Annotated in this window: 25 protein-coding genes; 20 read left to right on the forward strand and 5 right to left on the reverse strand. The window is 52.0% G+C overall.

Annotated elements, in window-relative coordinates; translation table 11 throughout:
• Positions 1-232: 232 nt before the first annotated feature.
• Positions 233-1,609 (forward strand): alanine/glycine:cation symporter family protein, encoded by a 1,377-nt coding sequence (locus tag BJU60_RS09165; RefSeq protein ID WP_070328595.1) that lies wholly within the window; start codon positions 233-235, stop codon positions 1,607-1,609.
• A 36-nt stretch (positions 1,610-1,645) separates the two neighbouring features.
• On the opposite strand, the gene BJU60_RS09170 is transcribed toward BJU60_RS09165, so the two are convergent.
• Positions 1,646-3,349: a methyl-accepting chemotaxis protein gene (locus BJU60_RS09170; RefSeq protein WP_070328596.1), complete on the reverse strand. Its 1,704-nt coding sequence runs from the start codon at positions 3,347-3,349 to the stop codon at positions 1,646-1,648.
• Between the two features lie 215 nt (positions 3,350-3,564).
• On the opposite strand from BJU60_RS09170, the gene gatC reads away from it, so the two are divergent.
• The 7 genes from gatC (at position 3,565) to BJU60_RS09205 (ending at position 10,472) form a co-directional block, all read left to right on the forward strand.
• Complete coding sequence (gatC, locus tag BJU60_RS09175) at positions 3,565-3,855, forward strand: Asp-tRNA(Asn)/Glu-tRNA(Gln) amidotransferase subunit GatC (protein ID WP_016509877.1); 291 nt, start codon at positions 3,565-3,567, stop codon at positions 3,853-3,855.
• 11 nt (positions 3,856-3,866) lie between these two features.
• Positions 3,867-5,309 (forward strand): Asp-tRNA(Asn)/Glu-tRNA(Gln) amidotransferase subunit GatA, encoded by a 1,443-nt coding sequence (gatA, locus tag BJU60_RS09180; RefSeq protein WP_070328597.1) that lies wholly within the window; start codon positions 3,867-3,869, stop codon positions 5,307-5,309.
• An 11-nt stretch (positions 5,310-5,320) separates the two neighbouring features.
• Complete coding sequence (gene gatB / locus BJU60_RS09185) at positions 5,321-6,751, forward strand: Asp-tRNA(Asn)/Glu-tRNA(Gln) amidotransferase subunit GatB (protein ID WP_070328598.1); 1,431 nt, start codon at positions 5,321-5,323, stop codon at positions 6,749-6,751.
• Between the two features lie 62 nt (positions 6,752-6,813).
• A complete protein-coding gene (locus tag BJU60_RS09190) occupies positions 6,814-7,815 on the forward strand; it encodes a diacylglycerol kinase (RefSeq protein WP_070328599.1) in 1,002 nt (333 codons plus the stop codon).
• Positions 7,816-7,910: 95 nt separating this feature from the next.
• Positions 7,911-9,272 carry a 23S rRNA (uracil(1939)-C(5))-methyltransferase RlmD gene (rlmD, locus tag BJU60_RS09195; protein ID WP_070328600.1) on the forward strand — a complete coding sequence of 454 codons (1,362 nt, stop codon included), beginning with the start codon at positions 7,911-7,913 and terminating at the stop codon, positions 9,270-9,272.
• Between the two features lie 71 nt (positions 9,273-9,343).
• Entirely contained in the window at positions 9,344-9,880 is a 537-nt protein-coding gene (locus BJU60_RS09200) for a GNAT family N-acetyltransferase (protein WP_035386431.1), read from the forward strand.
• Positions 9,881-9,995: 115 nt separating this feature from the next.
• Positions 9,996-10,472: a DM13 domain-containing protein gene (locus BJU60_RS09205; protein ID WP_236633696.1), complete on the forward strand. Its 477-nt coding sequence runs from the start codon at positions 9,996-9,998 to the stop codon at positions 10,470-10,472.
• A gap of 103 nt (positions 10,473-10,575) precedes the next feature.
• Here BJU60_RS09205 and BJU60_RS09210 read toward each other — a convergent pair whose 3' ends face one another.
• From BJU60_RS09210 to BJU60_RS09220, 3 genes are all read right to left on the reverse strand, one after another.
• Positions 10,576-11,295 carry a Fic/DOC family protein gene (locus BJU60_RS09210; RefSeq protein ID WP_070328602.1) on the reverse strand — a complete coding sequence of 240 codons (720 nt, stop codon included), beginning with the start codon at positions 11,293-11,295 and terminating at the stop codon, positions 10,576-10,578.
• Positions 11,295-11,534, reverse strand: a complete 240-nt coding sequence (locus BJU60_RS09215; protein WP_016509872.1) for an antitoxin VbhA family protein — start codon at positions 11,532-11,534, stop codon at positions 11,295-11,297. The genes BJU60_RS09210 and BJU60_RS09215 overlap by 1 nt, the downstream gene beginning before the upstream one ends.
• A 96-nt stretch (positions 11,535-11,630) precedes the next feature.
• The gene (locus tag BJU60_RS09220; RefSeq protein WP_070328603.1) at positions 11,631-12,590 is read right to left on the reverse strand and encodes a DUF5692 family protein; all 960 of its coding nucleotides are present in this window, start codon (positions 12,588-12,590) and stop codon (positions 11,631-11,633) included.
• Positions 12,591-12,809: 219 nt separating this feature from the next.
• On the opposite strand from BJU60_RS09220, the gene BJU60_RS09225 reads away from it, so the two are divergent.
• The 9 genes from BJU60_RS09225 (at position 12,810) to BJU60_RS09260 (ending at position 19,085) form a co-directional block, all read left to right on the forward strand.
• Positions 12,810-13,412 carry a TetR/AcrR family transcriptional regulator gene (locus BJU60_RS09225; RefSeq protein ID WP_070328604.1) on the forward strand — a complete coding sequence of 201 codons (603 nt, stop codon included), beginning with the start codon at positions 12,810-12,812 and terminating at the stop codon, positions 13,410-13,412.
• A 97-nt stretch (positions 13,413-13,509) separates the two neighbouring features.
• A complete protein-coding gene (locus tag BJU60_RS09230) occupies positions 13,510-14,517 on the forward strand; it encodes a tRNA dihydrouridine synthase (RefSeq protein ID WP_070328605.1) in 1,008 nt (335 codons plus the stop codon).
• Positions 14,518-14,650: 133 nt separating this feature from the next.
• Entirely contained in the window at positions 14,651-14,821 is a 171-nt protein-coding gene (locus BJU60_RS15255) for a hypothetical protein (protein ID WP_167615721.1), read from the forward strand.
• Between the two features lie 32 nt (positions 14,822-14,853).
• Positions 14,854-15,342, forward strand: coding sequence for a hypothetical protein (locus tag BJU60_RS09235; RefSeq protein WP_070328606.1), 489 nt, complete (start codon positions 14,854-14,856; stop codon positions 15,340-15,342).
• 292 nt (positions 15,343-15,634) lie between these two features.
• Positions 15,635-16,525, forward strand: a complete 891-nt coding sequence (locus BJU60_RS09240; protein ID WP_070328607.1) for a GNAT family N-acetyltransferase — start codon at positions 15,635-15,637, stop codon at positions 16,523-16,525.
• A 35-nt stretch (positions 16,526-16,560) separates the two neighbouring features.
• Positions 16,561-17,211: an SIMPL domain-containing protein gene (locus BJU60_RS09245; RefSeq protein ID WP_070328608.1), complete on the forward strand. Its 651-nt coding sequence runs from the start codon at positions 16,561-16,563 to the stop codon at positions 17,209-17,211.
• Positions 17,208-17,630 carry a hypothetical protein gene (locus BJU60_RS09250; RefSeq protein WP_070328609.1) on the forward strand — a complete coding sequence of 141 codons (423 nt, stop codon included), beginning with the start codon at positions 17,208-17,210 and terminating at the stop codon, positions 17,628-17,630. Before BJU60_RS09245 ends, BJU60_RS09250 begins: the two co-directional genes overlap by 4 nt.
• Positions 17,627-18,538, forward strand: a complete 912-nt coding sequence (locus tag BJU60_RS09255) for an SWIM zinc finger family protein (protein WP_070328610.1) — start codon at positions 17,627-17,629, stop codon at positions 18,536-18,538. Before BJU60_RS09250 ends, BJU60_RS09255 begins: the two co-directional genes overlap by 4 nt.
• A gap of 76 nt (positions 18,539-18,614) precedes the next feature.
• Positions 18,615-19,085 carry a flavodoxin family protein gene (locus tag BJU60_RS09260; protein ID WP_070328611.1) on the forward strand — a complete coding sequence of 157 codons (471 nt, stop codon included), beginning with the start codon at positions 18,615-18,617 and terminating at the stop codon, positions 19,083-19,085.
• Positions 19,086-19,123: 38 nt separating this feature from the next.
• Here BJU60_RS09260 and BJU60_RS09265 read toward each other — a convergent pair whose 3' ends face one another.
• Complete coding sequence (locus BJU60_RS09265) at positions 19,124-19,903, reverse strand: hypothetical protein (protein WP_070328612.1); 780 nt, start codon at positions 19,901-19,903, stop codon at positions 19,124-19,126.
• A 225-nt stretch (positions 19,904-20,128) separates the two neighbouring features.
• On the opposite strand from BJU60_RS09265, the gene BJU60_RS09270 reads away from it, so the two are divergent.
• The 3 genes from BJU60_RS09270 (at position 20,129) to BJU60_RS09280 (ending at position 22,617) form a co-directional block, all read left to right on the forward strand.
• Complete coding sequence (locus BJU60_RS09270; protein ID WP_070328613.1) at positions 20,129-20,530, forward strand: hypothetical protein; 402 nt, start codon at positions 20,129-20,131, stop codon at positions 20,528-20,530.
• Between the two features lie 82 nt (positions 20,531-20,612).
• Entirely contained in the window at positions 20,613-21,725 is a 1,113-nt protein-coding gene (locus tag BJU60_RS09275) for a M14 family metallopeptidase (protein ID WP_070328614.1), read from the forward strand.
• Positions 21,726-21,816: 91 nt separating this feature from the next.
• On the forward strand, positions 21,817-22,617 hold the full coding sequence (locus tag BJU60_RS09280) for an alpha/beta fold hydrolase (protein ID WP_070328615.1): 801 nt from the start codon (positions 21,817-21,819) through the stop codon (positions 22,615-22,617).
• Positions 22,618-22,795: the final 178 nt, after the last annotated feature.

Consider the following 22,795-nt stretch of genomic DNA (forward strand, 5'->3'; position numbering starts at 1 on the left):
CAACCGATTTCCCAATAGGGGAGGTCGGTTTTTTTGATGAAGTGAATCGTTACATTTTTATTTCAAATACTAAAGTCGGAAACAGGATAAAACCGAGCGTTGAACAGATATATTACAAAAACATTACGCAGAATCGGTATGATTTCACCCCGCGTCAACTTGACGAAGTTGTGAATGTTCTGAAAAATATAAACCAGCAGTCAAGCGAATACATACATAGGGGGAACATCACGTGAAGCAGTTTGAAAGTTGGGTGACGAGTCTATCGAACCTCGTCTGGGGACCACACTTGCTCATATTATTGATCGGGACGGGCATCTTCTTGACGTTCCGGCTCGGATTCATCCAAGTGACACGGCTCGGGTTCGGCTTGAAAGAAGCGTTCATCCCGAAGCAAAAGACAGGCGTGGAAGCCGAAAAACGAAAACGGCAACGTGGGGACATCTCGCACTTCCAAGCGCTCATGACGGCGCTCGCGGCGACGGTCGGTACCGGCAACATGGTCGGGGTCGCGACCGCGATCGTCCTCGGAGGACCGGGTGCGATCGTCTGGATGTGGCTGAGTGGCTTCATCGGCATGGCGACAAAATACGCCGAGGCGATCCTTGCCGTCAAGTATCGTACCGTCGATGAACGGGGCGAGGTTGCCGGCGGCCCGATGTACTATTTAGAACACGGGCTTAAAAAACGTTGGCTCGGCATGACGTTCGCCTTGTTCGCCTCGATCGCCGCGTTCGGTATCGGCAATGGCGTCCAGACGAACTCGATCAGTTTAGCGCTGAACACGTCGTTCGGTGTCCCGATGGTCGCGACCGGTATCATCATGATGGTCCTGACGGGGTTCGTCATCCTCGGTGGCGTCAAATCGATCGGGAAAGTCGTCGGGATTTTCGTCCCGGTCATGATTTTCGCTTACGTCGGGGCCGGGCTCGTCATTTTAGTCACGAACTTCGACTTGATCCCGTCCGCGTTCGCGACGATCTTCTCGAGTACGTTCAGTGCCGAAGCAATCGGCGGCGGAGCGCTCGGTGCCGCGATCCGTTACGGGGTCGCGCGCGGCGTGTTCTCGAACGAGGCTGGGCTAGGGTCGGCACCGATCGCGGCCGCGGCCGCGAAGACGGACTTCCCGGGACGGCAAGCGCTCGTCTCGATGACACAAGTGTTGATCGACACGCTCATCGTCTGTTCGATCACCGGGTTGACGATCGTCATGGGTGGTCAGTATACGGAAGGGCTGCAAGGCATCGAGCTGACGCAAGCGTCGTTCGCTTACTTCCTCGGCCCAATCGGTGAACTCATCGTCACGATCTCGCTCGTCTTCTTCGCCTTCTCGACCGTGATCGGCTGGTGTTATTACGGGGAACGCTCGGTCCATTACCTGCTCGGGGAGCGGGCGATCGTCCCGTACCGGCTGGTGTACATTGTCGTCGCCGGACTCGGTGCGATGACGACGAACTTGAACTTGATTTGGGCCGTCTCCGACGTCTTCAACGGTCTGATGGCGATTCCGAACTTGATCGGGCTGTTGTTCTTGTCGGGTGTCGTCGTCGCCGAGACGAAGCGGTTCGAACTTGAGATACGGAAAGAGCGGCAACAGTCGGCCGCATGACAAAGGACGCATTCCCGAGGGAGTGCGTCCTTTTATTTACACTTTAAATTGGCCGATCAACTCGCTCAACTCGTCCATCTTCCGTTGCGACGCTTCGGTGACACGGTTCAACTCACTGAACCGGTCGACCGACAGCGTCACTTTCTCGGCGATGTCTTGCGTCCCGAGCGCCCCGTTATTGACCGTCACGGCGACGTCTTGAATGACACCGATCATCCCGGACGTCAATTGTTCGAGTTCTGTGGCCGCTTCGGCGAATTCAGAGGCGGTCGCCTCAAAACGCCCGGCGTCTTCGCTGTAGCGTTCGGCGGCTTCTTCGAGCTGGTCGTAATCTTTCAATACGTTCGTATCGAGGAAACCGAGCATCTCGCTAGACGTCTCGTTCAAATGGTCGACCGAATGGAGCACGGTCGTCGAGATCGCTTGGATCCGTTCGACGGTCGTCCGGCTCGTCTCGGCCAGTTTACGGATCTCGTCGGCGACGACGGCGAACCCGCGTCCCGCCTCACCGGCCCGTGCCGCTTCGATCGAGGCGTTGAGCGATAACAGGTTCGTCTGCGCCGCGATGTCTAAAATATCGTTCGTGAGCGTCGCAATCTCGCGAACGGCTTTGGCGTCATGTATGGCCCGTTCGAGATTGTGTCGTGTCGAGGACAAGACGTCGATCGCTGACGCCTTCGCTTCGACGGCGTGGGTACGGAGTGCCATGGCCCGGGCGTCGACTTGCTCCGCCTCGACTTTTCGTTCAGCCGCCATCGTCACGATGTTGTGAAGCGTTCGTTCCATATCCGACGCGGAGGCGTTCATTTCCTGGGCACTCGCCGCGGTCTGTTGCATGCCGGCCGTCAAGTCCTCGGTCGTTGCGGCGGTCGTCGTCATATACGTATTAAGCGCTTTCAATTCGTCGTACATGCGAGTGGATTGCTCGGTCACCCCGCGTGAGACGCCGTTCACTTGCAAAATGAGCTGGCGCAGGTTGGCGATGAATTGGTTGAAGTCGCGCGCGAGCCCAGAGAACTCATCACGTCGCTTCACCGGGATCGACGTCGTCAAATCGCCTTGGCTCGTGGCGAGTTCGCGCATTTTCACTTTGAACTCGTTCAATGGTTCGAAAATCGAGCGGAAGATGAACACCATCATGAGTACGGTGAAGACGATGGCGGCGATCATGATGACGATGAGCGTGAGTTGGACTTGTGCAAACAACGCTTCACCAGCCTCGGTGTCAGCACGAATCCCATCACGGTTCAAGTTGATGAGGAGACCGAGCGTATTCGATAACGCGTCGACGCTCGGCGTGGCCGTGTCTCGGATGTAGGCGTCGGCCGCGGCTTGTCCTTCTTCATTCGAGATGCGAATCAATTCCTCAATGTTTGACTGGAACGTCATCCATTGTGCCGTCGCTTGATCGAACAGTTCACGGTCGGTCTTGTTGATGATCGTCGACTCATAGCCGGTCATCTGTTGTTTTAAAATCGTGATACCCGTCTCAATGCTGATTTCGACATTTTGCTTTGTCACCTCGTCCTCGACTAGAGCGTGGCGCATCATATGCTGGCGAATCTCGAGCAACTGCTTGTCGATTTGATGAATTTGGTCCATACCGGGCACCCAAGAGACGTTCATGTCTTGTTGGGCTGCCTTCGAGGCATTCAACGCATAGAATGAATAGCCGCTCACACCGAGTAATAAGACTAACAGGACGGTGAAGGCGACGATCAATTTGTTACGGATTGACATAGTGATCCTCCTCGGGAAATGTTTGCTACTCTCTTAGCATAATGAGATTTGTCGGTGTACCGTATAGCTGTTTTTTGAAACGAGTCAATATTCTAGCGCGATTCCCTAACTTTCAAAAAATGATCATCTTTGACCGGATTGGATTTTCTTTTTTGTCTTATGGAAAAGTGGTATGATAATGAACGATGTATTGAAAACTGTTGGAGGTGGAACCTTTGGCTCGAATCACTGAAGCTGAAGTTCGGCACGTCGCCGGACTCGCCCGACTTGCGATCACGGAAGATGAAGTGACGCACTTCACGGAGCAATTGACAAAAATCCTCGAGTTCGCCGAGCAACTCGATGAACTCGATACAACGGGCGTCATCCCGACGACCCATGCCCTAGATTTGAAAAACGTAATGCGCAAAGACGAGGTCCGCCCGTCACTTCCTCGCGAGGAAGTCGAACGGATGGCGCCTGATTGGGAGAACGGCCAAGTCCGCGTCCCAGCCGTCTTTGAGTAAGGAGGCCCTTCATGACACTATTCGATCACGGTGTAGCCAAGCTACATACCTTATTAAAAGAAGGTGAGGTCACGGTAACGGACCTCGTCAAAGAATCATTTGACCGCATCGAAGCGACCGATGACAAAATCGGTGCTTTTCTCACGTTGAACGAGGACGCGTTCGAGCAAGCGAAACGGATGGACGACCTCGCCAAGACAGCGGACAACCCGCTCTTCGGGTTGCCGATCGGCGTCAAAGACAACATCGTCACGAAAGGGACACGCACGACGTGTGCCTCGAAGTTCCTTGAGAACTTCGTCCCGGCCCATGACGCGACAGTCGTCGAGCGTCTTCACGACGCCGGTGCCGTCACGATCGGGAAGTTGAACATGGACGAGTTCGCGATGGGTTCATCAAACGAGAACTCAGCGTTCAAAGTCGTCCGTAACCCGTGGGACACAACGCGCGTACCAGGCGGCTCGTCAGGCGGTTCGGCCGCGACGGTCGCAGCCGGACAAGTGCTGTTCAGCCTCGGTTCGGATACGGGTGGCTCGATTCGCCAACCGGCGGCTTACTGTGGCGTCGTCGGCATGAAACCGACGTACGGTCTCGTGTCACGTTACGGTCTCGTCGCGTTCGCCTCGTCACTCGACCAGATCGGTCCGCTGACGCGCTCGGTCGAAGACAACGCCTATTTGTTGAACGTCATCTCAGGTCATTGCGACATGGACTCGACGTCGGCGACAGTCGACCTTCCGGACTATACGACGTCACTTCATGGCGACATTAAAGGCATGAAGTTCGCCCTGCCGCAAGAGTTCATGGCAGAAGGCGTATCATCCGGTGTCCGTAAACAGATCGAACAAGCGGTCGAGACGCTCAAGTCGCTCGGTGCGACCGTTGAGACGGTATCGCTCCCGACCGTGAAATACGCGCTCCCGACGTACTACTTACTCGCTTCATCTGAGGCGTCTTCGAACCTCGCTCGCTTTGACGGCATCCGTTACGGACGTCGCGCCGAGGCCGATGCGCTCGAAGAAGTGTTCACGTATTCACGCGAGCAAGGGTTCGGCGAAGAAGTGAAACGCCGCATCATGCTTGGGACGTACGCGTTAAGCTCAGGTTATTACGATGCGTTCTACAAGAAGTCGCAACAGGTGCGTACGCTCATGAAGCAAGACTTCGCGCGCGTGTTCGAGAAATATGACGCGATCATCGGGCCGACTGCGCCGACGACGGCGTTCAAGCTCGGCGAACAACTCGAAGATCCGCTCACAATGTACGCCAACGACATTATGACAATCCCGGTCAACTTGGCTGGCGTACCAGCCATCTCGGTGCCGGCCGGTCTCTCAGACGGCCTCCCGGTCGGTCTACAGATCATCGGGAACCACTTCAGCGAACCAACACTCTACCGCGTGGCCCATGCTTTTGAACAAGCAAACGGCGGTTTTAAGATGCCACAGCTTTAAGGAGGACAACGATGAACTTTGAAACGATCATCGGGATCGAGGTGCACGCCGAGCTGAGCACGAAGTCGAAGATTTGGTGTGGCTGCTCGCGCACGTACGGTGCCGAAACGAATACGCAAACGTGTCCGATCTGTCTCGGACACCCGGGCGTTCTGCCTAAATTGAACGAAGAGGCAGTCAACCTCGCCATCAAGGCCGCGATGGCACTCAACTGTGAGATCGCGACCGATACGAAGTTTGACCGCAAGAACTACTTCTATCCGGATACGCCGAAAGCGTATCAAATCTCGCAGTTCGACCAACCGATCGGCTTTAACGGCCACGTCGATGTCGAAGTCGATGGCGAGATGAAACGGTTCCGCATCGAGCGGGTCCATCTCGAGGAAGATGCTGGGAAGATGAACCATACGGGTGAGAAACATTCAGTCGTCGACTTCAACCGGACCGGCTCACCACTCATCGAGATCGTCAGTGAGGCCGACATGCGTTCACCGAAAGACGCGGTCGCTTACCTCGAGCGCTTGAAAGAAGTGCTCTCGTTCGCGGGCGTCTCGGACGTCAAGATGGAAGAAGGATCGCTTCGTTGCGACTGTAACATCTCGGTCCGTCCGTTCGGCCAAGAGCCGTTCGGCACGAAGACGGAGCTCAAAAACTTGAACTCGTTCTCGAACGTCTTGAAGGCGCTCGATTATGAGGAAGAGCGTCATCGTAAACTCCTCATCACGGGCGGCGTCATGCGTCAAGAGACGCTCCGTTTCGATGAGGCGGCGAAGAAGACGATCCTCATGCGCGTCAAGGAAGGGGCGGCCGATTACCGCTACTTCCCAGAGCCGGACCTCGTCCGTCTCGAAATCGACGAGGAGTGGAAAGAGCGCATTCGCAAAACGCTCCCAGAACTTCCGGTCGAACGCCGCGAGCGTTACATGAACAACTATGGCCTGTCGGCTTATGACGCCAAGGCGCTCACGTCGACGCGCGAGTTCTCGGACTTCTTTGAAGCGACGACAGCGGCCGGTGCCGAACCGAAAGCTGCCGCGAACTGGCTCATGGGCGAAGTGCTCGGCCACTTGAACAAGTCGAACGAGACGGTCGAGACGATGAAATTGACGCCGAGCTCGCTCGCGGAGTTGATTCGTTTGATCGGAGAAGGTACAATTTCTTCGAAGATCGCGAAACGCGTGTTCACGGCCATGATCGAGGAAGGCGCCGAACCGAAGGCGTACGTCGAAGCGAACGGTCTCGCCCAAATCTCGGACGAGAACTTGCTGCGCGGCTACATCCTCGACTTGTTCGAAGCGCATCCGCAGATGATCGAAGACTTTAAGAACGGGAAAGACCGTGCCAAAGGCTTCATCATCGGGCAGATCATGAAGCAGACGAAAGGGATGGCGAACCCGGCGCTCCTCGATGGCTTGTTCCACGAAGAGATTGCGAAACGTTAAGCAGCAGCGAGGCACTTGTGTCTCGCTTTTCGCTCGAAATGAGCATAGGGGAGAGAAACGATATGCAACGAAAACGCGCACGGGTCATCTATAACCCGACATCTGGAAAAGAAGTGATCAAACGGGAGCTCCCGTATATCTTGAACCGCCTCGAGGATGCGGGTTATGAGACGTCGACGTACGCGACGAAAGCGATCGGTGACGCGACACTCGAAGCCGAGCGGGCCGCGGCGGCCGAGTTCGACTTGATCGTCGCGGCCGGCGGGGACGGGACGTTGAACGAGGTCATCTCGGGACTCGCTCCGCTCGATGAGCGTCCGACGATCGGGCTCATCCCGGTCGGAACGACGAACGATTTCGCCCGGGCGATGCGGATTCCTTTGAGCGTCGTCGGCGCTCTCGACGTCATCTGTGACGGTTTTGAGATGCCGGTCGACCTCGGGGAGATCGAAGGCGAGGCGGGAGACATCCATTACTTCATCAATATCGCCGGCGGCGGCATCATGACCGAGCTGTCGTACGAAGTGCCGTCGAAGTTGAAGACGGCGCTCGGCCAGCTCGCCTATTACGTCAAAGGGATGGAGAAGCTGCCGCTCATCAAACCGACGTATATCGAGCTCGAGCATGACGAAGGGACGTTCAGCGGGGAAGTGATGATCTTCCTCACATCGAACTCGAACTCGGTTGGCGGCTTCGAGAAGATCTCGCCGCACGCGTCACTCAATGACGGCTTGTTTGACTTGTTCATCTTACGGAAATGTAACTTGTTCGAGTTCATCCACGTCGTCCGCTTATTGTTACGCGGTGAGCACTTGTCGAGCCCGCTCGTCGAGCACGTCAAGACGGGCCACGTCAAGATGAAGACGACGACGGAGCGGATGAGTCTCAACATCGACGGCGAGTACGGCGGCGAATGCACGGGTGAGATGCGGAACTTGTTCCGCCATTTGACGGTGCTCGCACCGAACGCGCGCATCCGCGAGATGGAAGAGTTGAACGCTCAGTACGAACGCGAACAGATGATCAAGCAATTGTTCAACGTGTCGAATGAGAAAGCAGAATAAGTCGGCTCGGCGTGGCGCTCACGCCGAGCTTTTCGTTGGCCTCTGAACGGGTAATGAACCAATACGTACTTCTCGAATCGGGAAAGGAGAGACTCATGCTACCAGTAACTAAAAACGACCGTCTCGACGTCCACATCCATGACCTCACACACGAAGGGGCAGGCGTGGCACGCGTCGACGGTTATACGTTGTTCGTGCCGAACGCGCTCCCGGGTGAGACGGTCGAGATCGTCGTGACGAAGACGAACAAACAGTACGGCTTCGCCCGGCTGATCGAAGTGAAACAAGCGAGCACGGACCGGGTCGAACCGCCGTGTCCAATCTTTTATCAGTGCGGGGGCTGTCAGCTCCAACACTTCAGCTATGACGGCCAGCTCCGTCAAAAACGGGACCGCGTCGTCGAGGCGCTCCAGCGGCTCGGCCAGTTCGACGTCCCGGTCCACGAGACGATCGGGATGCCAGAACCGTGGCGTTACCGCAACAAGGCGCAAGTGCCGTTCAAGCAAGAAGGAGATCGTCTCGTCGCCGGGTTCTACCGCCCACGCTCGCACGACATCGTCGAGATGAAGGAATGTCTCATCCAAGACGAGCGGAACGATGAGGCCGTCCAAGTCGTCCGCGACGTGCTCGCGGCGCACGGTGTGCCGGCGTATGACGAGAAGACAGGACGCGGCGTCATCCGCCACGTCATGGCCCGTTACGGGTACCATTCAGGTGAATTGATGATCGTCCTCATCACGAAGACGACGAAAATCAAAGGCGTGAATGAGATCGTCGCCGACATCTTGAAACGTCTTCCGGACGTGACGTCGATCATGCAAAACGTCAACCCGGACAAGACGAACGTCATCTTAGGGGCGACGAATAAACTCTTATACGGGCACGAGACGATCGAGGACAAGATCGGTGGACTGACGTTCACGATTTCCCCGCACTCGTTCTTCCAAGTCAACCCGGTCCAGACGGAGAAGCTGTACGGCAAGGCGCTCGAATATGCGCAGTTGACCGGCACGGAACAAGTCGTCGACGCCTACTGCGGCATCGGTACGATCAGTCTGTTCCTCGCCCGGAAAGCAGCGCACGTGTACGGCGTCGAGGTCGTGCCGGAAGCGATCGAGGACGCGAAACAGAACGCGCTCGTCAACGAGATCGATAACGTGACGTACGCCTGTGGCGCGGCCGAAGACGTCCTTCCGAAGTGGAAGCAAGACGGCATCAATCCGGACGTCATCGTCGTCGACCCGCCGCGTAAAGGCTGTGCCGAGTCGTTCCTCGAGACGATGGTCGAGATGGCACCGAAGCGGATTGTCTACGTATCGTGTAACGTCGCGACGCAAGCGCGCGATATGCGTTATCTCGCCGACCGCGGCTACCGCCTCGTTGAAGTGACACCGGTCGACATGTTCCCGCATACGGCGCATGTGGAGACGGTGGCGTGGCTTGAAAAAATAGAATAAACTGAAAAAAATGACCTTCGATTTGTTAAAATCGGAGGTTTTTTAGTATCACGTTGGGGAGGAAAGTGCTAATGGAAATTCAACGGTATATGGAATTAGACATTGACGAGAAATTGAACAATGAGTTAAGTGATTTGTTAGTGGCATCATTTGAACCCCTCTATCCAAAACGCCGATATTTCAAGCAATTACCTCATCTTCGTCTCCTTGTTTTTGGAGACCGAGGTCAGGTTGTGGGTCATGTCGGGTTAGACTATCGGGTGATGAATTTGAACGGGCATCCGATTCAAGTTCTTGGTGTGATTGATTTATGTGTACAGGAAGATGTGCGTGGTAACGGGATTGGTGAAGCGTTATTGAACGAGGTTATTAGTATAGGAGAGACGAAACAGGTCGATTTTCTCTTATTGTTTGCGGACCGACCCGATCTTTATTTACGAGCCGGATTCAGCCATGTTGACAACGCTTGTTCGTGGCTCCAAATAGACGATGAGCGGCAGATGATACGCGGGATTGGGGAAGAATCGTTTGATGAATTGATGATTCGCCCCGTAGGTACGAAGGCGTGGACGGATGGTCGATTGGATCTGTTGGGTTATTTGTACTGAGTGCTCGCAGCCATCATAGGATGGTGAAGGGTTAGAGATTTTCTCATGAAATGGAGCGAAGATGATGCGAACCGTGACAAAAGTGATCCTAGGTATAGTAGGAGTAGCTGTACTTTTGATTGGTTGGTGGCTCATTTCTCCGCTGTTCTTGGAAGAGACGGTTGATGAAGGACTTCCACCGACTTCACTTGATACAACTGTAGAAGAAGGAGAAGCTGAGGAGGCGACGGAACCTCCGGCTTCTGAGGATGATGGAGCCGCTACGGAGTTTACCGACTTGGCAGGGGTGTTCATGGATGGTGAAAAAAATTATGAGACGTCAGGCAACATTCAAACGATTCGTGCAGAAGATGGCGTGTACCTGCGTTTCGAAGATTTCCAAACGACAAATGGTCCCGACTTGTTCGTCTATTTGATTCAGCCGGGGATGGAGACGACAGAAGGAATCAGCCTCGGTTCGTTAAAAGGAAATACTGGGAACCAAAACTATTTAGTCCCTGAAGACGTCGAGCTCACGCAATATTCAACAGTCGTGATCTGGTGCCGGGCGTTCGATGCAACTTTTGGTACGGGAGAGTTGAATCCCCAATAATGATCATGCATTCAAAATTTAGATCGTCGTTTAATTATATTTGAAAATAAACAACCTTAGAGAGGCCGGTGAGCGGTTTCTCTAAGGTTGTCTGTTTTTTGAATTATGATTCATGATGGTCTGTAGAGAATGGCTTTTCTTCATAACTAGAAACGTTATACGAACCAATTGTGCGATATTTTTCAGAAGAAGCGTCACTATCTGACAAGCTAGTAGAGACGTCGATAGATAAAGCATCATTTATGATTTTGTGTAAATAGGTCGGATCTGGCGCATCATTGATAGCGGCCATGACGAGTGCATTTCTAAGGTAACCGGCGTTATTAGAAAGCAGTTCTGCATTAAAAGGTAAATTATGATGTTGAGCGAAAAGTTTCATGAAAACAGAAACGGTACGGGTATTTCCTTCACGAAAAGGATGAACCCGCCACAAATCTGTCATTAGCTTAGCGAAATAGACGGGCAGTCGTATATTTTTATGGGTCCATGTGATTTCTTGTTTCCAATCAAAGATAGATGCTAAGTTCGTTTGAATCTGCAAAGAATCACTGTAAACCACAGATAAGCCACCCAAAATTCGCTCATTTTTATAGATATTGATTGAGCGAAATTCGCCGGCCCATTCATATAGTTCGTTGAATAGATGTCGATGGATTTGTTGCAGAGAATGATAACTATCGAAATCCACTTCCGAAATGAGTGACTCGATCTCTAATATGTTTGCAATGATGAGTTGTGCTTCAACATTAATCAGTTGTTGTTCGTCAGTTATCCCAAGTTTATTAATGAGTACATTTGTATGTGGGTAAACATAAGGATCCATTAGGATTGATGTGCTTTCGTATACTGCTCCATAATGGCTTGCTTAAATTGGGCTGAAGTGATCTCACCGTTTTCATATCGATTCAGCAATTTCTGTGTGAAGGGACTTGGTTTTCCCCCGTCGATTGCAGCCATACCAACTGCAAATTTTACTTGCCTTTGACGTTCGATATATGAGTTCTTATCCACTTTTATCACCCTTTTCACTTTGATCAACTTATTTACAATTATATCATACACGTAAAAAATTTTTTTGAAGAGCAACTTATTTTGAGCTGCTCTCAGAGCTATCTAAATTTACGTAGCAAAAGACGGGCCTCGTAGCCCGTCTTTTGCTTACAACGCTTTACCGATCGCGGTTTCTCGTCCAGGAACTGCATCTTCACGCAACGCGTTGATTTCTTTGTATTCGTTCGTATCTTTCCACAACTCGTCTTTCAACGGATTGAGTTTGTATTTGACGATGCGCGTCACTTGCCAGACGGCGAGGACGACGTTGAGCGCAAGACTGAGCAGCGAAATCGTCCAGTTCGCTGCCGGATTATACGACACGCTCACGTTGAACGTGCTGCCGACGGCGAAGAAGTAAGGGAATGTCATGACCCACATCATCCAAAACGTGAGTGTTTGGGCACGGTTTTGCATCCACGTCCCTTTCGCCCAAAGGAGGACAGGAACCGTCGCGGCGATGTTCAAGGCGAACCCTGAATAGAACGCGTTACCCGGTGCACATGAATAGACGTAGGCGATATTCCAGATGCCGTAAGCAACAATCCATAGCTTCGTCTGGTCTGGCCAGAGCATGTCTTTTTTCTTGCCGGATGTCGCGAAGATGCCGACCCAACCACAGATGAGTAGCAAGTTCAGGATCCCGGCAACGGCGTTCACGTAGTTCCAACCACCCGAGATGTAATTCATCCCGTCGACCATGCCTTCGAACCCCATAATGCCGACTTGGAATTCTCGAACGACGGCCTCGGCGATATTGAGGGCCAAGATACCCGGCACGAGTATCAAGTACCATGGATGTTTTTTGTGATAATCGGTGAAGCGGATGACCATGTAAATCAAGCTTCCGGCGAGAGCGGAATACACTTTCACCCAGTGAAACCATGATGTGATCTCAGGGTCGGCGGTGAAGAACCAAATCGGGGTCAACACGATCGGAACCGCCATGAACATGAGAATGCTGGCTTTTTTGCTGGACCGGACGATTTCATTTAATCCGATCAACAAGCCGAATACGACGAACCACATGGCGACATTGTACCAAGGAATGGATTCAAAGAAGAACATAAATAACGCCCCTTTCATTTCTAAAGTATTGGTGACGAAACAACAATGAAAAATATGATGTCAATAAACATACCGAACGTTCGTTATGTTTATGTGAAAAGTGTAACAAACTATTGAAATCGTTGTCAATGGAGTTTAGGACGTCACAGGTATGTGTCATAGAACCGTCAAATCATTATGATATAATTAGCCATTATTACGTGAGGAGCGTCGGAGCATATGATGAACGAAGGGAAACAAAAGATAGTAGAGGCAGCGCGAGCGACGATCATCGAGAACGGGATCCAAGGCACGACGCTTCGTGGCATCGCGAAGAAAGCGGGGCTTAGCACGGGCGCCATCTATCACTATTACAGTTCCAAAGAGGCCATTCTTTATGATGTGATGGACGAGGGCTTGGGCGAGATTCGCCGAATCGCGACCGTGTCGATCGAAGACAAGAAAGAAGCCCATACCATTATTCAAGAGATCTTCGACGGGATGCAAGACCGCTTAAAAAAAGATGCGGAGAGTCGACTACAGTTTTACTTGGCCCATGAGGCGATGCTCGGGAACAAGGAACTGCAACAAAAGTTCAAAGAGAAGTATGAGGAGTGGATCGACCGGGTGGAAGCCATCTTCGTACGAGCGTACGGTGTCGAGCGAGGTCCTTCGACACGAGCGGTCGCCGCGTGGACGATGGCAGCGATCGATGGGATGGTGCTCCAAACGTTGCTGCAGACAAATGTTGTCGAGCCGGAACATATGAATCGTGTATTGGAGTACTTGCTGCACGACGGGTTCACGCACTTCTTCAAAATTATTGAGAATGAGGAGCGTTAAAAATTTCGAAAGTATTGTCAGTTGATACATTCCTCCGTCCATAATAGAATGGATAAAGTGATTTTGTTGGATTGATTACGAAAGGGAATGATCTTATATGAACGAAAACTTCTGGCGCGACCTTCCGCGTCCATTCTTTATACTTGCTCCAATGGAAGACGTGACTGACGTCGTCTTCCGCCACGTCGTCGCCCACGCCGGCCGACCGGACGTTTTCTTCACCGAATTCGCCAACTCGGACAGCTACTGCCATCCGGAAGGGAAAGGTAGCCTGCGCGGACGCTTGACGTTCACCGAGGACGAACAGCCGATGGTCGCCCATATTTGGGGCGACAACCCGGACTACTTCCGCGAGATGAGCATCGGCATGGCCGAGATGGGCTATAAAGGCATCGACATCAACATGGGTTGCCCGGTCCCGAACGTCGCCAAGCGCGGAAAAGGGAGCGGCCTCATCTTGCGTCCTGACGTCGCGGCCGAACTCATCCAAGCGGCGAAAGCCGGTGGCATCCCGGTCAGCGTCAAGACACGTCTTGGCTTTTCGAAGCTTGACGAGTGGCGCGACTGGTTGACGCACATCTTGAAGCAAGACATCGCCAACTTGTCGATTCACTTGCGGACACGCTCCGAGATGAGTAAAGTCGACGCGCACTGGGAGATGATTCCGGATATCATGAAATTGCGTGACGAGATTGCACCGGATACGCTCATCACGATCAACGGCGATATTCTCGACCGTCAGATGGGTCTCGAGCTCGTCGAGAAGTATGGCGTCGACGGCGTCATGATCGGACGCGGGATTTTCAAAAACCCGTTCGCGTTCGAGAAAGAGCCGCGTGAGCATTCGATGGAAGAACACCTCGATCTTCTTCGTCTCCAACTCGACCTTCAAGACAAGTTCCAAGAGGACGTGCCACGTTCGATCTCGAACTTGCACCGTTTCTTCAAGATTTACGTGAAAGGTTTCCGCGGGGCGAGCGACCTCCGTGTGAAGTTGATGGATACGAAATCGACAGACGAAGTGCGGGCATTGCTCGATGCGTTCGTCGAGAACTATCACAAAGAAGAAGCGGCGCTCGCCGAGGCGGCGTCGACAGTAGAATGATTTTTGAAGGGATTCAGTGTATGCTGGGTCCCTTTCTTGTATGCAAAACAGCAAAAGGAAATGAAATGTAGGAAATGAAACGTTTGATCAGGTTGATTCGTATGAAGTAAATTGAAGGAAGGGGAGGGTGAAAATGAACGAATGGCGCGAATCAGCAGTCGGACTTGGCCTTATTTTCGGAACGGCTGCCGGGATGCTCATCTCTCTACTATTCGATTTTACGGTTGCATACGGGATTGTCATCGGCTCGATAATCGGCTATTTGATTGGACTCATCATTTCCATTCGCGCGATGAAACAATGACTATGATGATATAAGAGTAGGAGGCAAGTAACATGAGTGAATTTCAATTTATGACGAGCGATAGACCGCTAAAAGAAGTCGAAAATCCATTTATCGAATACTTATCCATCAATGAAGCCATCAAAAAAGGTGTCGTGTTGCCTGAGATGCTCACGGAGGATGAAGAACTCGATCGTGACGAAAAGATTTTGATGCACGTCGAGTCAGAAGAGCAACTCGACGAGATTGAGGTCAAACGAGAACTTTATTATGCAGAGGAAAACGTCGAGGCGTACTCGAAAAAACCGCACGTCGCTGAATTGCGTTGGCGCTACACCGAAACGAGAGCCCAGCAACTCATTGACTACATCACCGACCACCTGAAGACGACGGACGAAGTCGAGATTTGGAAAGTATGGGTCGATGAACAGACGGAACCAAGCGTCAAGACAATCACGCTCGACGAGTTGACGATTGATGAGTTGCGGTTTTTAGGGGATGTCGGGTTTGAGCGGCCAGAGTGTCTCCTTGTCGTGAAATAGTGACATTTTCGTAAAATGCTTGTAGATTTTCCGGACGTGGTATCTCGTTCGGTTTTTTGTCTCCTCTTGAAAAAAAGACTGCTATATTAACAAGAGAATAGTTGGATTGGGGCATCGAGTGTTCGCTTGCTCACTCTTTTCATTTCTTGTACGAACTGACCGATGTCAAGTGGACGGCTAGTGCGATGCTGTCGTGAAGGAGGTTTCGAAGTCGCTGGCGAATTGTAGCAACATCACGTATTGGCAGAGACTGGATGCTGTTCAGTGAAAGCTTTACAGAGGGGGTGGCCCAGTGATCTCATTTCGATCGTATTCACATGAGCCTTATGTATCGGAGGATGCTGTAAAAGTAAGAGACTTTCTCATCAGAATCAATGCGACGGAGCTGCAGGCACCACGTCTTTTATGGGGGGCGTGGGACTGGGCGGTGAACCATGCGCTTCGTGATCAAGAACATGTGCATCGGATTGGCATGTGGGAAGATGATGGGCGCCTTGTCGCCCTGGCGACGTATGAGCTCAATTTAGGGGAAGCGATTTTGGTCGTAGAGAAAGGGTACGACGCATTGAAACCTGAACTCGTTGCCTATGCGGTCGAGCGGTTGCATAGTCATGGTGATTTGCGACTATTGTTACCGGATGAGGATGAGTGTCTGCAACTTGCCGCCTTAGAGACCGGATTTCGACCGACGAGACAAATCGAGCGGTTCGCGAAAGTCCATGTTTCCCGGATAAGTAAGGAGTCGTTGCCGCACGTGTTCTCCTACGTGTCTCTCGCGGATGAATGGGATTGGCGACAATACAACCAAGTGATGTGGCGTGGCTTTGACCATGACGGGAATGCGCCGGATGATGCCGCGACCATCGCCGGACGGAAAAAAATGTTGTCGAGTCCTGCGATTCTACCCGAACTGATCGTTGCCATTGCCTCACCTGAGGGGAAGTATGTGGCACATTGTGGTGTCTGGTATCGCCCGGGTGATCGCTATAGTTACGTTGAACCGGTCGTGACAGACCCGACGTACCGGGGGAAAGGCTTCGGAAAGTCGGTCGTCTATGAGGCGATCATACGGAGTGGGAAACTAGGGGCAGAACAGGCGATTGTCGCTTCAGACCAGATGTTTTATTACAGCATCGGCTTCGTTCCGTTTCGGACGATGACGCAATGGCAATTGCACAATTAAGCGACTTGGGATAGAGAGAAAGGGGAGAATGAAACATGGAACGTACCATCACTGTCAAAGGAACGGGAAAAGTATCGGCCAAGCCAGACTTGACTGTCGTGAAAATGGAGTTGACCTCGAAAGCCGTGCGTTACGAGGAGACGATGAGCGAGGCGGCGACGGCCGTGGCGCGTCTGCAAAAGGCGCTTGGACAGGCCGGCTTCGATAAGACCGCTCTAAAGACGACGGACTTCTCGATCGATACAGACTATGAAAGTTACCGTGACGAGGACGGAAATTATAAATCTCGTTTCCGTGGCTATGTGTGTGAGCAACGAACAAAACTTGAGTTTGACCTCGACACGAAACGATTGTCTGACGTCATCCAAAGCGTCACGAATTCAATGGCAGATCCGAAACTGTCCATCAAATTCACAATTAAAGATTCAGATACGGTTAGCGATGCACTCCTTGCCAGTGCGGCGGAGAGTGCGTTGCATCGGGCTGAACTGTTGACGAAAGCGGCCGGTGCGAAGCTTGGGGAATTAAAACGGATTGACTATACGTGGGCCGAGCTCCACCTTTACTCGCCAACTAATTTAGTATTCCATGAAGAGGTGTTCCATTCACAGGCGTCGATGCCAGAGCTTCAGCCGGACGATATTGATTTGAGCGATACGGCGACGTTCGTCTGGGCAATCGAATGAAACGAGTCATTTGGATGGTGGTGTTGCTGCTGTCCGTCTCAGTGTCGGTCCACGCCTTGTCCTGGGCGTATGCGTTCGTCGTCTTGGACGGACGGGTGTATGAAGTGACGGACGAAGTCGTCGCCGAGGCGGATCTTGGTGAGGTCGTCGGCGAGGTCGAGACGTTGGCTGACGATATGACAGGCGACTATTATGGGGACGCCTCGAACATGTATCCGATCGGCACAGAATATCGTCAAGTGGAGGGGGAGTCGGTCGAAGACGTGCTCGCGGTTGAGGATGGGACGGAGTGGAAGCGGGCCGTATTCGTCCATGAGGCGCCGTTTAGCATGCGCGATCACCTCGATACGGTCGCCTATGCCGGCATCGGGATCGGGTTGGTGATTTTTATGGTGAGCCGGTTTAGGAGAAGCGGATGAATGTATTTGATTTTGAACAACACGTATCTAGGCGAATCGAAGACCGGGGCTACGGTTATTATATGAACGGTAACATCGAACTTGTGTCTCAAAGACAAAACACTTACTTCTTCAACGCTTATGGCAGTGACGTTTATCGAGTAGTCATCACGTGTGCGAATGAGTGGGTGATTCAATCTTCCTGTGATTGCCCATACGAACAAGGGACGTGTAAACATGAAGTCGCGGCTTACTTTTTGTTGCGCGACCAACTCACACTTGGACCATCTTTCGACTTGAAAAAAGAACTCGGGAAATTAAAGAAGGCGGACCTCGTCAACGTGATTTTAAAGTTGGCGCATGATCCGGATATCCATCACCGATTGGCACACGACTTCGCACCCCCGAGACGTAATCACGAAACGATTGCTCAAGTATGTAAGAGAGAAATTGACGATAAGTTTTCAAGCGGCATCATTCCTCAAAAAGAGATACCGGGCTTGAAGCGTTACTTGTTCCGGAAAATAGATGAGATTGAATCTGACGAAGACCCGGCTTCTCGTTTGTTCAACGGGTTGTCTTTCCTCGACGCGGTCACTCCAGATATCATGAGATGTGACACTTTTCTTGAATTATTGTTTGCTGTGCGGGATGAAATGACCAATGTGTTCGTGGCAGCAATCAAGGAAATCCAAAAGTCAGAACTAGCCGTTGTACTTCAACGCTTCATTTTGATGTGGCATGAGTTGCGTTTAGCCGTTTACAACGACGTCCATGTTCGGCTATTGAAAGCAATCGTCCCAATCTATGACGGGGATAAGGTCTTTTTGATTGACCAAATCGAACGGTTCAGAAACACGCACGCTGAGGCGAGTGACTTAGAACAGCTCGACGAATTCATCGAATTGCTGACAGAAGAAAATGGATAAGTGATAAACCGCCATCGAAAACGGGAACAGATTCGTGTAGGTGTTATTTGGTCTTGGAAAGAGAGAAGGGACAGTTATGAAAATCCTCATCACTTTTGACTCGATGTACGGATGCACAGAAAAAGTCGCCCACGCCATCAAAGACGGATTCGGCGAGCTTCATCAAGTCGAGGCGGTTCACATCAGTCATATCGGCTACGGGGATCTCGCCAACCTCGACTTACTCGTCGTCGGATCACCGACACACGGCGGACGCGAGACCGAGGACGTGAAGACGTTTCTCGACGGACTGTCGGATCATGCGCTCCGCGGAGTGCGGGCCGCAGCGTTCGATACGAGCATGGCCGAAGAAGACCAAGGCTTTTTCGTCGGAAAGATCGTCAAGTGGTTCGGCCACGCCGCGACCCGGATTGAACGGGCGCTTACGGAAAAAGGAGCAGAACCGGTGCTTCAAGAATCATTCCTCGTCCTCGACAAAGAAGGACCGCTCAAAGAGGGAGAGCTCGAGCGGGCCCGTGACTGGGCAAGTCATCTGTTCGATAAATAAAGATAGCGCATTCCCGTTCGAGGAATGCGCTATCTTTATTAGTAAACTGTTTCAGCACCGATCAATGGAACTGTGATGTCCCACCCAGCTTGCGATGTGTAAGTATGATCACCGATAATATAGCCATCGACCGTGACGACATCGTCAGTGAAAAAGTCTGTCAATTCTGGATAGTAGAGCATGATAATGTCATTTGGACTCCACCCGTAAGATGTTTGCGTGACGGCCAGACGAATTGTTGTCCCTTCTTCGTCTTCTTGGATTTGTACGATCTCTCCTTTGAAGCGAACTGCCTCACCCGCGTATCGATCCGCACCTTTACTCAAATGCTTGAACTCAATGGTCGAGTTTGCAAAAGCTACCTCTTTTTCTTTCGCTTCCTCAGCTTCGCGTAGCTTTCGCTCCTCTTCTTCTTGTTTTGCCTTTGCTTCTTCTTCAGCAATTCGTGCGGCCTCGGCTTTTGCCTCTTCTTCAGCGATTCGTTTTGCCTCTGCATCTGCCTTTTGTTTTTCTTCTTCTGTCAGTTCAGGTGCCTGTTCGACTTCATTTTCTGCAGATGCAGTTTCCGCCTGACCATCTGTCACGTCCTCAGTAGGGATGGTTGCACCAAGAACGATCATTCCAATTACAAATGATGCGGCAATCAAAGGAAGCATCACGCGTTTTTTACCTTCGCGCTTCCAAAGTTTGTAAAGCGGTAAAAGCCCTGCTACCAAAATAAGTCCTGCTACGATTGCCCCGTCTGCCATGGCGAGAAAACCGAGTAATAGAAATAAAGACGCTACAATAATCAAAGAAATGCTTTTAAATTTTTTCAAAATAATATAATTCCTTTCATCTACAAAAAATTGTTTAGTGAATGCTCACAAATACGTACGATACTACAAATCTATTAGGAAGTAGATGGAAAACGGAAATTATATTAGAAAATCGTTCGACAGTTTGCGAAATCTGTCGAAAATCGTGCTTGTAGACCTATGGAACGGGTTGGAAAACGGGTAAATACAAGTGTAGCTCTTTTTCTAAAGAATGGAGGGAGAAGGATGAAAAAATGGGAACGAGATGTGCTTGTCGGGTGGATTGTCGTCTTGCTTGTGTTGATCGCCCATTACGCGATCACCGTGTCGCTCGGCAACACCTATTTTGCCGAATCGACGTTGAATCGGATGCTCTGGTTCAGTAGCTTCCCGGCTTTTTTGATCGCGTTTATCGCAGCACTCTTCCAAAAAACGAACACGATCACCCTTGCCGTCCGGCGCGCCGTCATTTGGACAGCCGAGCTCGTCGTCGGGTTTTCACTTGTCGCCTTGTTCTTCCGCGCGTTCGAACCGTTGTTCGCAAGCCCTGGTGCGTATTGGCTGTTCGGTGCCGTCTTGCTCGCCCCGCTCGTCTACTTGTTTGCGTTCCGCCGGCAAGACCGCGGCACAAAAGCCGGAGCCCATTAATCGAAACGCCTTCCTCGGGAGGCGTTTTTAGCTTGCCTCGAAATGGGAAAGGGGTACAGAAGACATGAATGGAGGGAATCATATGAATACTTATTTTTCATCATCTTACGACGAGTCGCGCGAGAGGTTTCTCGATTTGCTCGACACCGTCAAACAATACTACCCGAGCGCGCGGACGATGTCGCATTCGATCGGGGAAGATACAATCGACGTGATCATCGGCGAACCGGCCGGGTCACGTGAGGCGATGCTGCTCATGACGATCGGCGAGCATGGGATCGAAGGCTACGCCGGTGCGGCCGTGACCACGCAATTCATCGAGACACAGCTCGGCAACGTCCGCCATGACGTGACAGGCGTCTGCTTCATCCATGCGGTCAACCCATGGGGGATGAAACATTTCCGGCGCGTCAACGAACATAACGTCGATTTGAACCGAAACTACGTCGTCGACCGGGAGTCGCTGCCGCGAAACGTCAATAAAGAGTATGAGGTGATGCGCCACTTGTTCGTCCCGGACGGTGTCATCGACGACTATCACGAGGCGCGCGAACACATTTATTCGTTCCTCGGCTCTGGCATCAAGCTCGACGGGTTCGACGCGATGACCGAGGCGAAAGGGATGGGCCAGTACCAATTCCCGAAAGGCGTCTATTATGGCGGAGACGCCGACGAACCGTCCGCTGTCTTCATGAAAGAGATCCAGCACGATCTTCTCGACCGTTACGACCGGGTCGTCCATATGGACTGGCACACCGCGCTCGGGCCGACGAACGAAGTGACGATGCTCGTCAGCGAGCGGGACGGACGTAGCGCCGAGCAGTTAAAACAGACATACGGGTTGAAGAACATCAAGACGTACAATCCGGATGACGTGCTCGGCGACTCGACGAACCATTTCTATTACGTCCGCGACAAGCAGCATCCGGACAAGCAGCTCGTCTCGGCCTTGTTCGAATTCGGGACGTTCGGCACGTCGACGAAAGCGCTGATCCGTGAATTTTTGACGATCATTTTAGAGAATCGTCTCTATTTCGAAGGCACGAAAGACCCGGAGGCACGGAACGGCATCAAAAAAGAATTCATGGCCATGTTCTACCCGGAAGACGAGACGTGGAAGACGTCCGTGTTACGAGAAGGCGCGCAAGCGGTCGAGCATATCTTGAAGGCCGAATCGCTATGGCGCGACGGTTGACAGGTTTTCAGTTCGCTCAAACGGGAACAGATGGGTTGTGGGCAAACGTACGGCGCACAACGCTCAACAATACGATTGGGGGTTTTGAATGATGGGGAATTACATTACAGCACATGACGGGACGTCTATTTTTGTCGAGGACGTCGGAACGGGCGACGCGGTCGTCTTCTTGCACGGTTGGCCGGCGAACAACAACATGTTCGAGTATCAGAAGAACGCGCTCTTGGATGCGGGCTACCGCTACGTCGGTATCGATTACCGCGGTTACGGGAAGTCGGACGCACCGGCTACGGGCTATGACTACGAGACGATGGCGTCTGACGTGAACATGGTCGTCAACGGCCTCGGTGTCAAAGATTTCACACTCGTCGGCTTCTCGATGGGTGGGGCGATCGCGATCCGCTATGCGGTCGATTATCCGGACGGTGGTTTGAAAAAACTTATCCTCGCCGGCGCGGCGGCACCGGTATTCACGCAACGCCCGGACTATCCGTACGGGATGACAAAAGAAGAAGTCGACGCCTTGATCGAAGATACGAAACGAGACCGTGCCTCGATGTTGACCGGGTTCGGCGAGATCTTCTTTGAGAAGAAGCATCCAGAGCCGCTCCAAAACTGGTTCCACAGCTTGTCACTCATCGCCTCGAGCCACGGGACGATCGCCTCGGCGAAAGCGCTCCGCGACGAGGACCTTCGTGAAGACTTGCCGAAAGTTGGCGTCGAGACGCTGATCATCCATGGCGTCCACGACAAAGTCTGTCCGTTCGAGTTTGCCTTAGAGATGGAAAAAGGCATCCCGAACGCGCGCATCGAGCGTTTCGAGGAGAGCGGTCACGGTACCGTGCTCGACGAGATGGAGAAGTTCAATCAAACGATGTTACATTTTATCTGACTAGACGAGACGCCTTGATCAAAGGCGTCTTTTTTTATGGACTCGGACGGGTAGAATCGATGCGTACAGGGTATAAATAATTGGAGTTACTTTCCAGTTTTCTGTTGATGACGTGTCACGCCGGTCCTGTTCTTGTAAAGGACTTTTTTCTGTGACAGCAACTAATGAAGGGAGGGTG

The organism is Exiguobacterium aurantiacum, from assembly GCF_001766415.1.
Classification (GTDB): domain Bacteria; phylum Bacillota; class Bacilli; order Exiguobacteriales; family Exiguobacteriaceae; genus Exiguobacterium; species Exiguobacterium aurantiacum_A.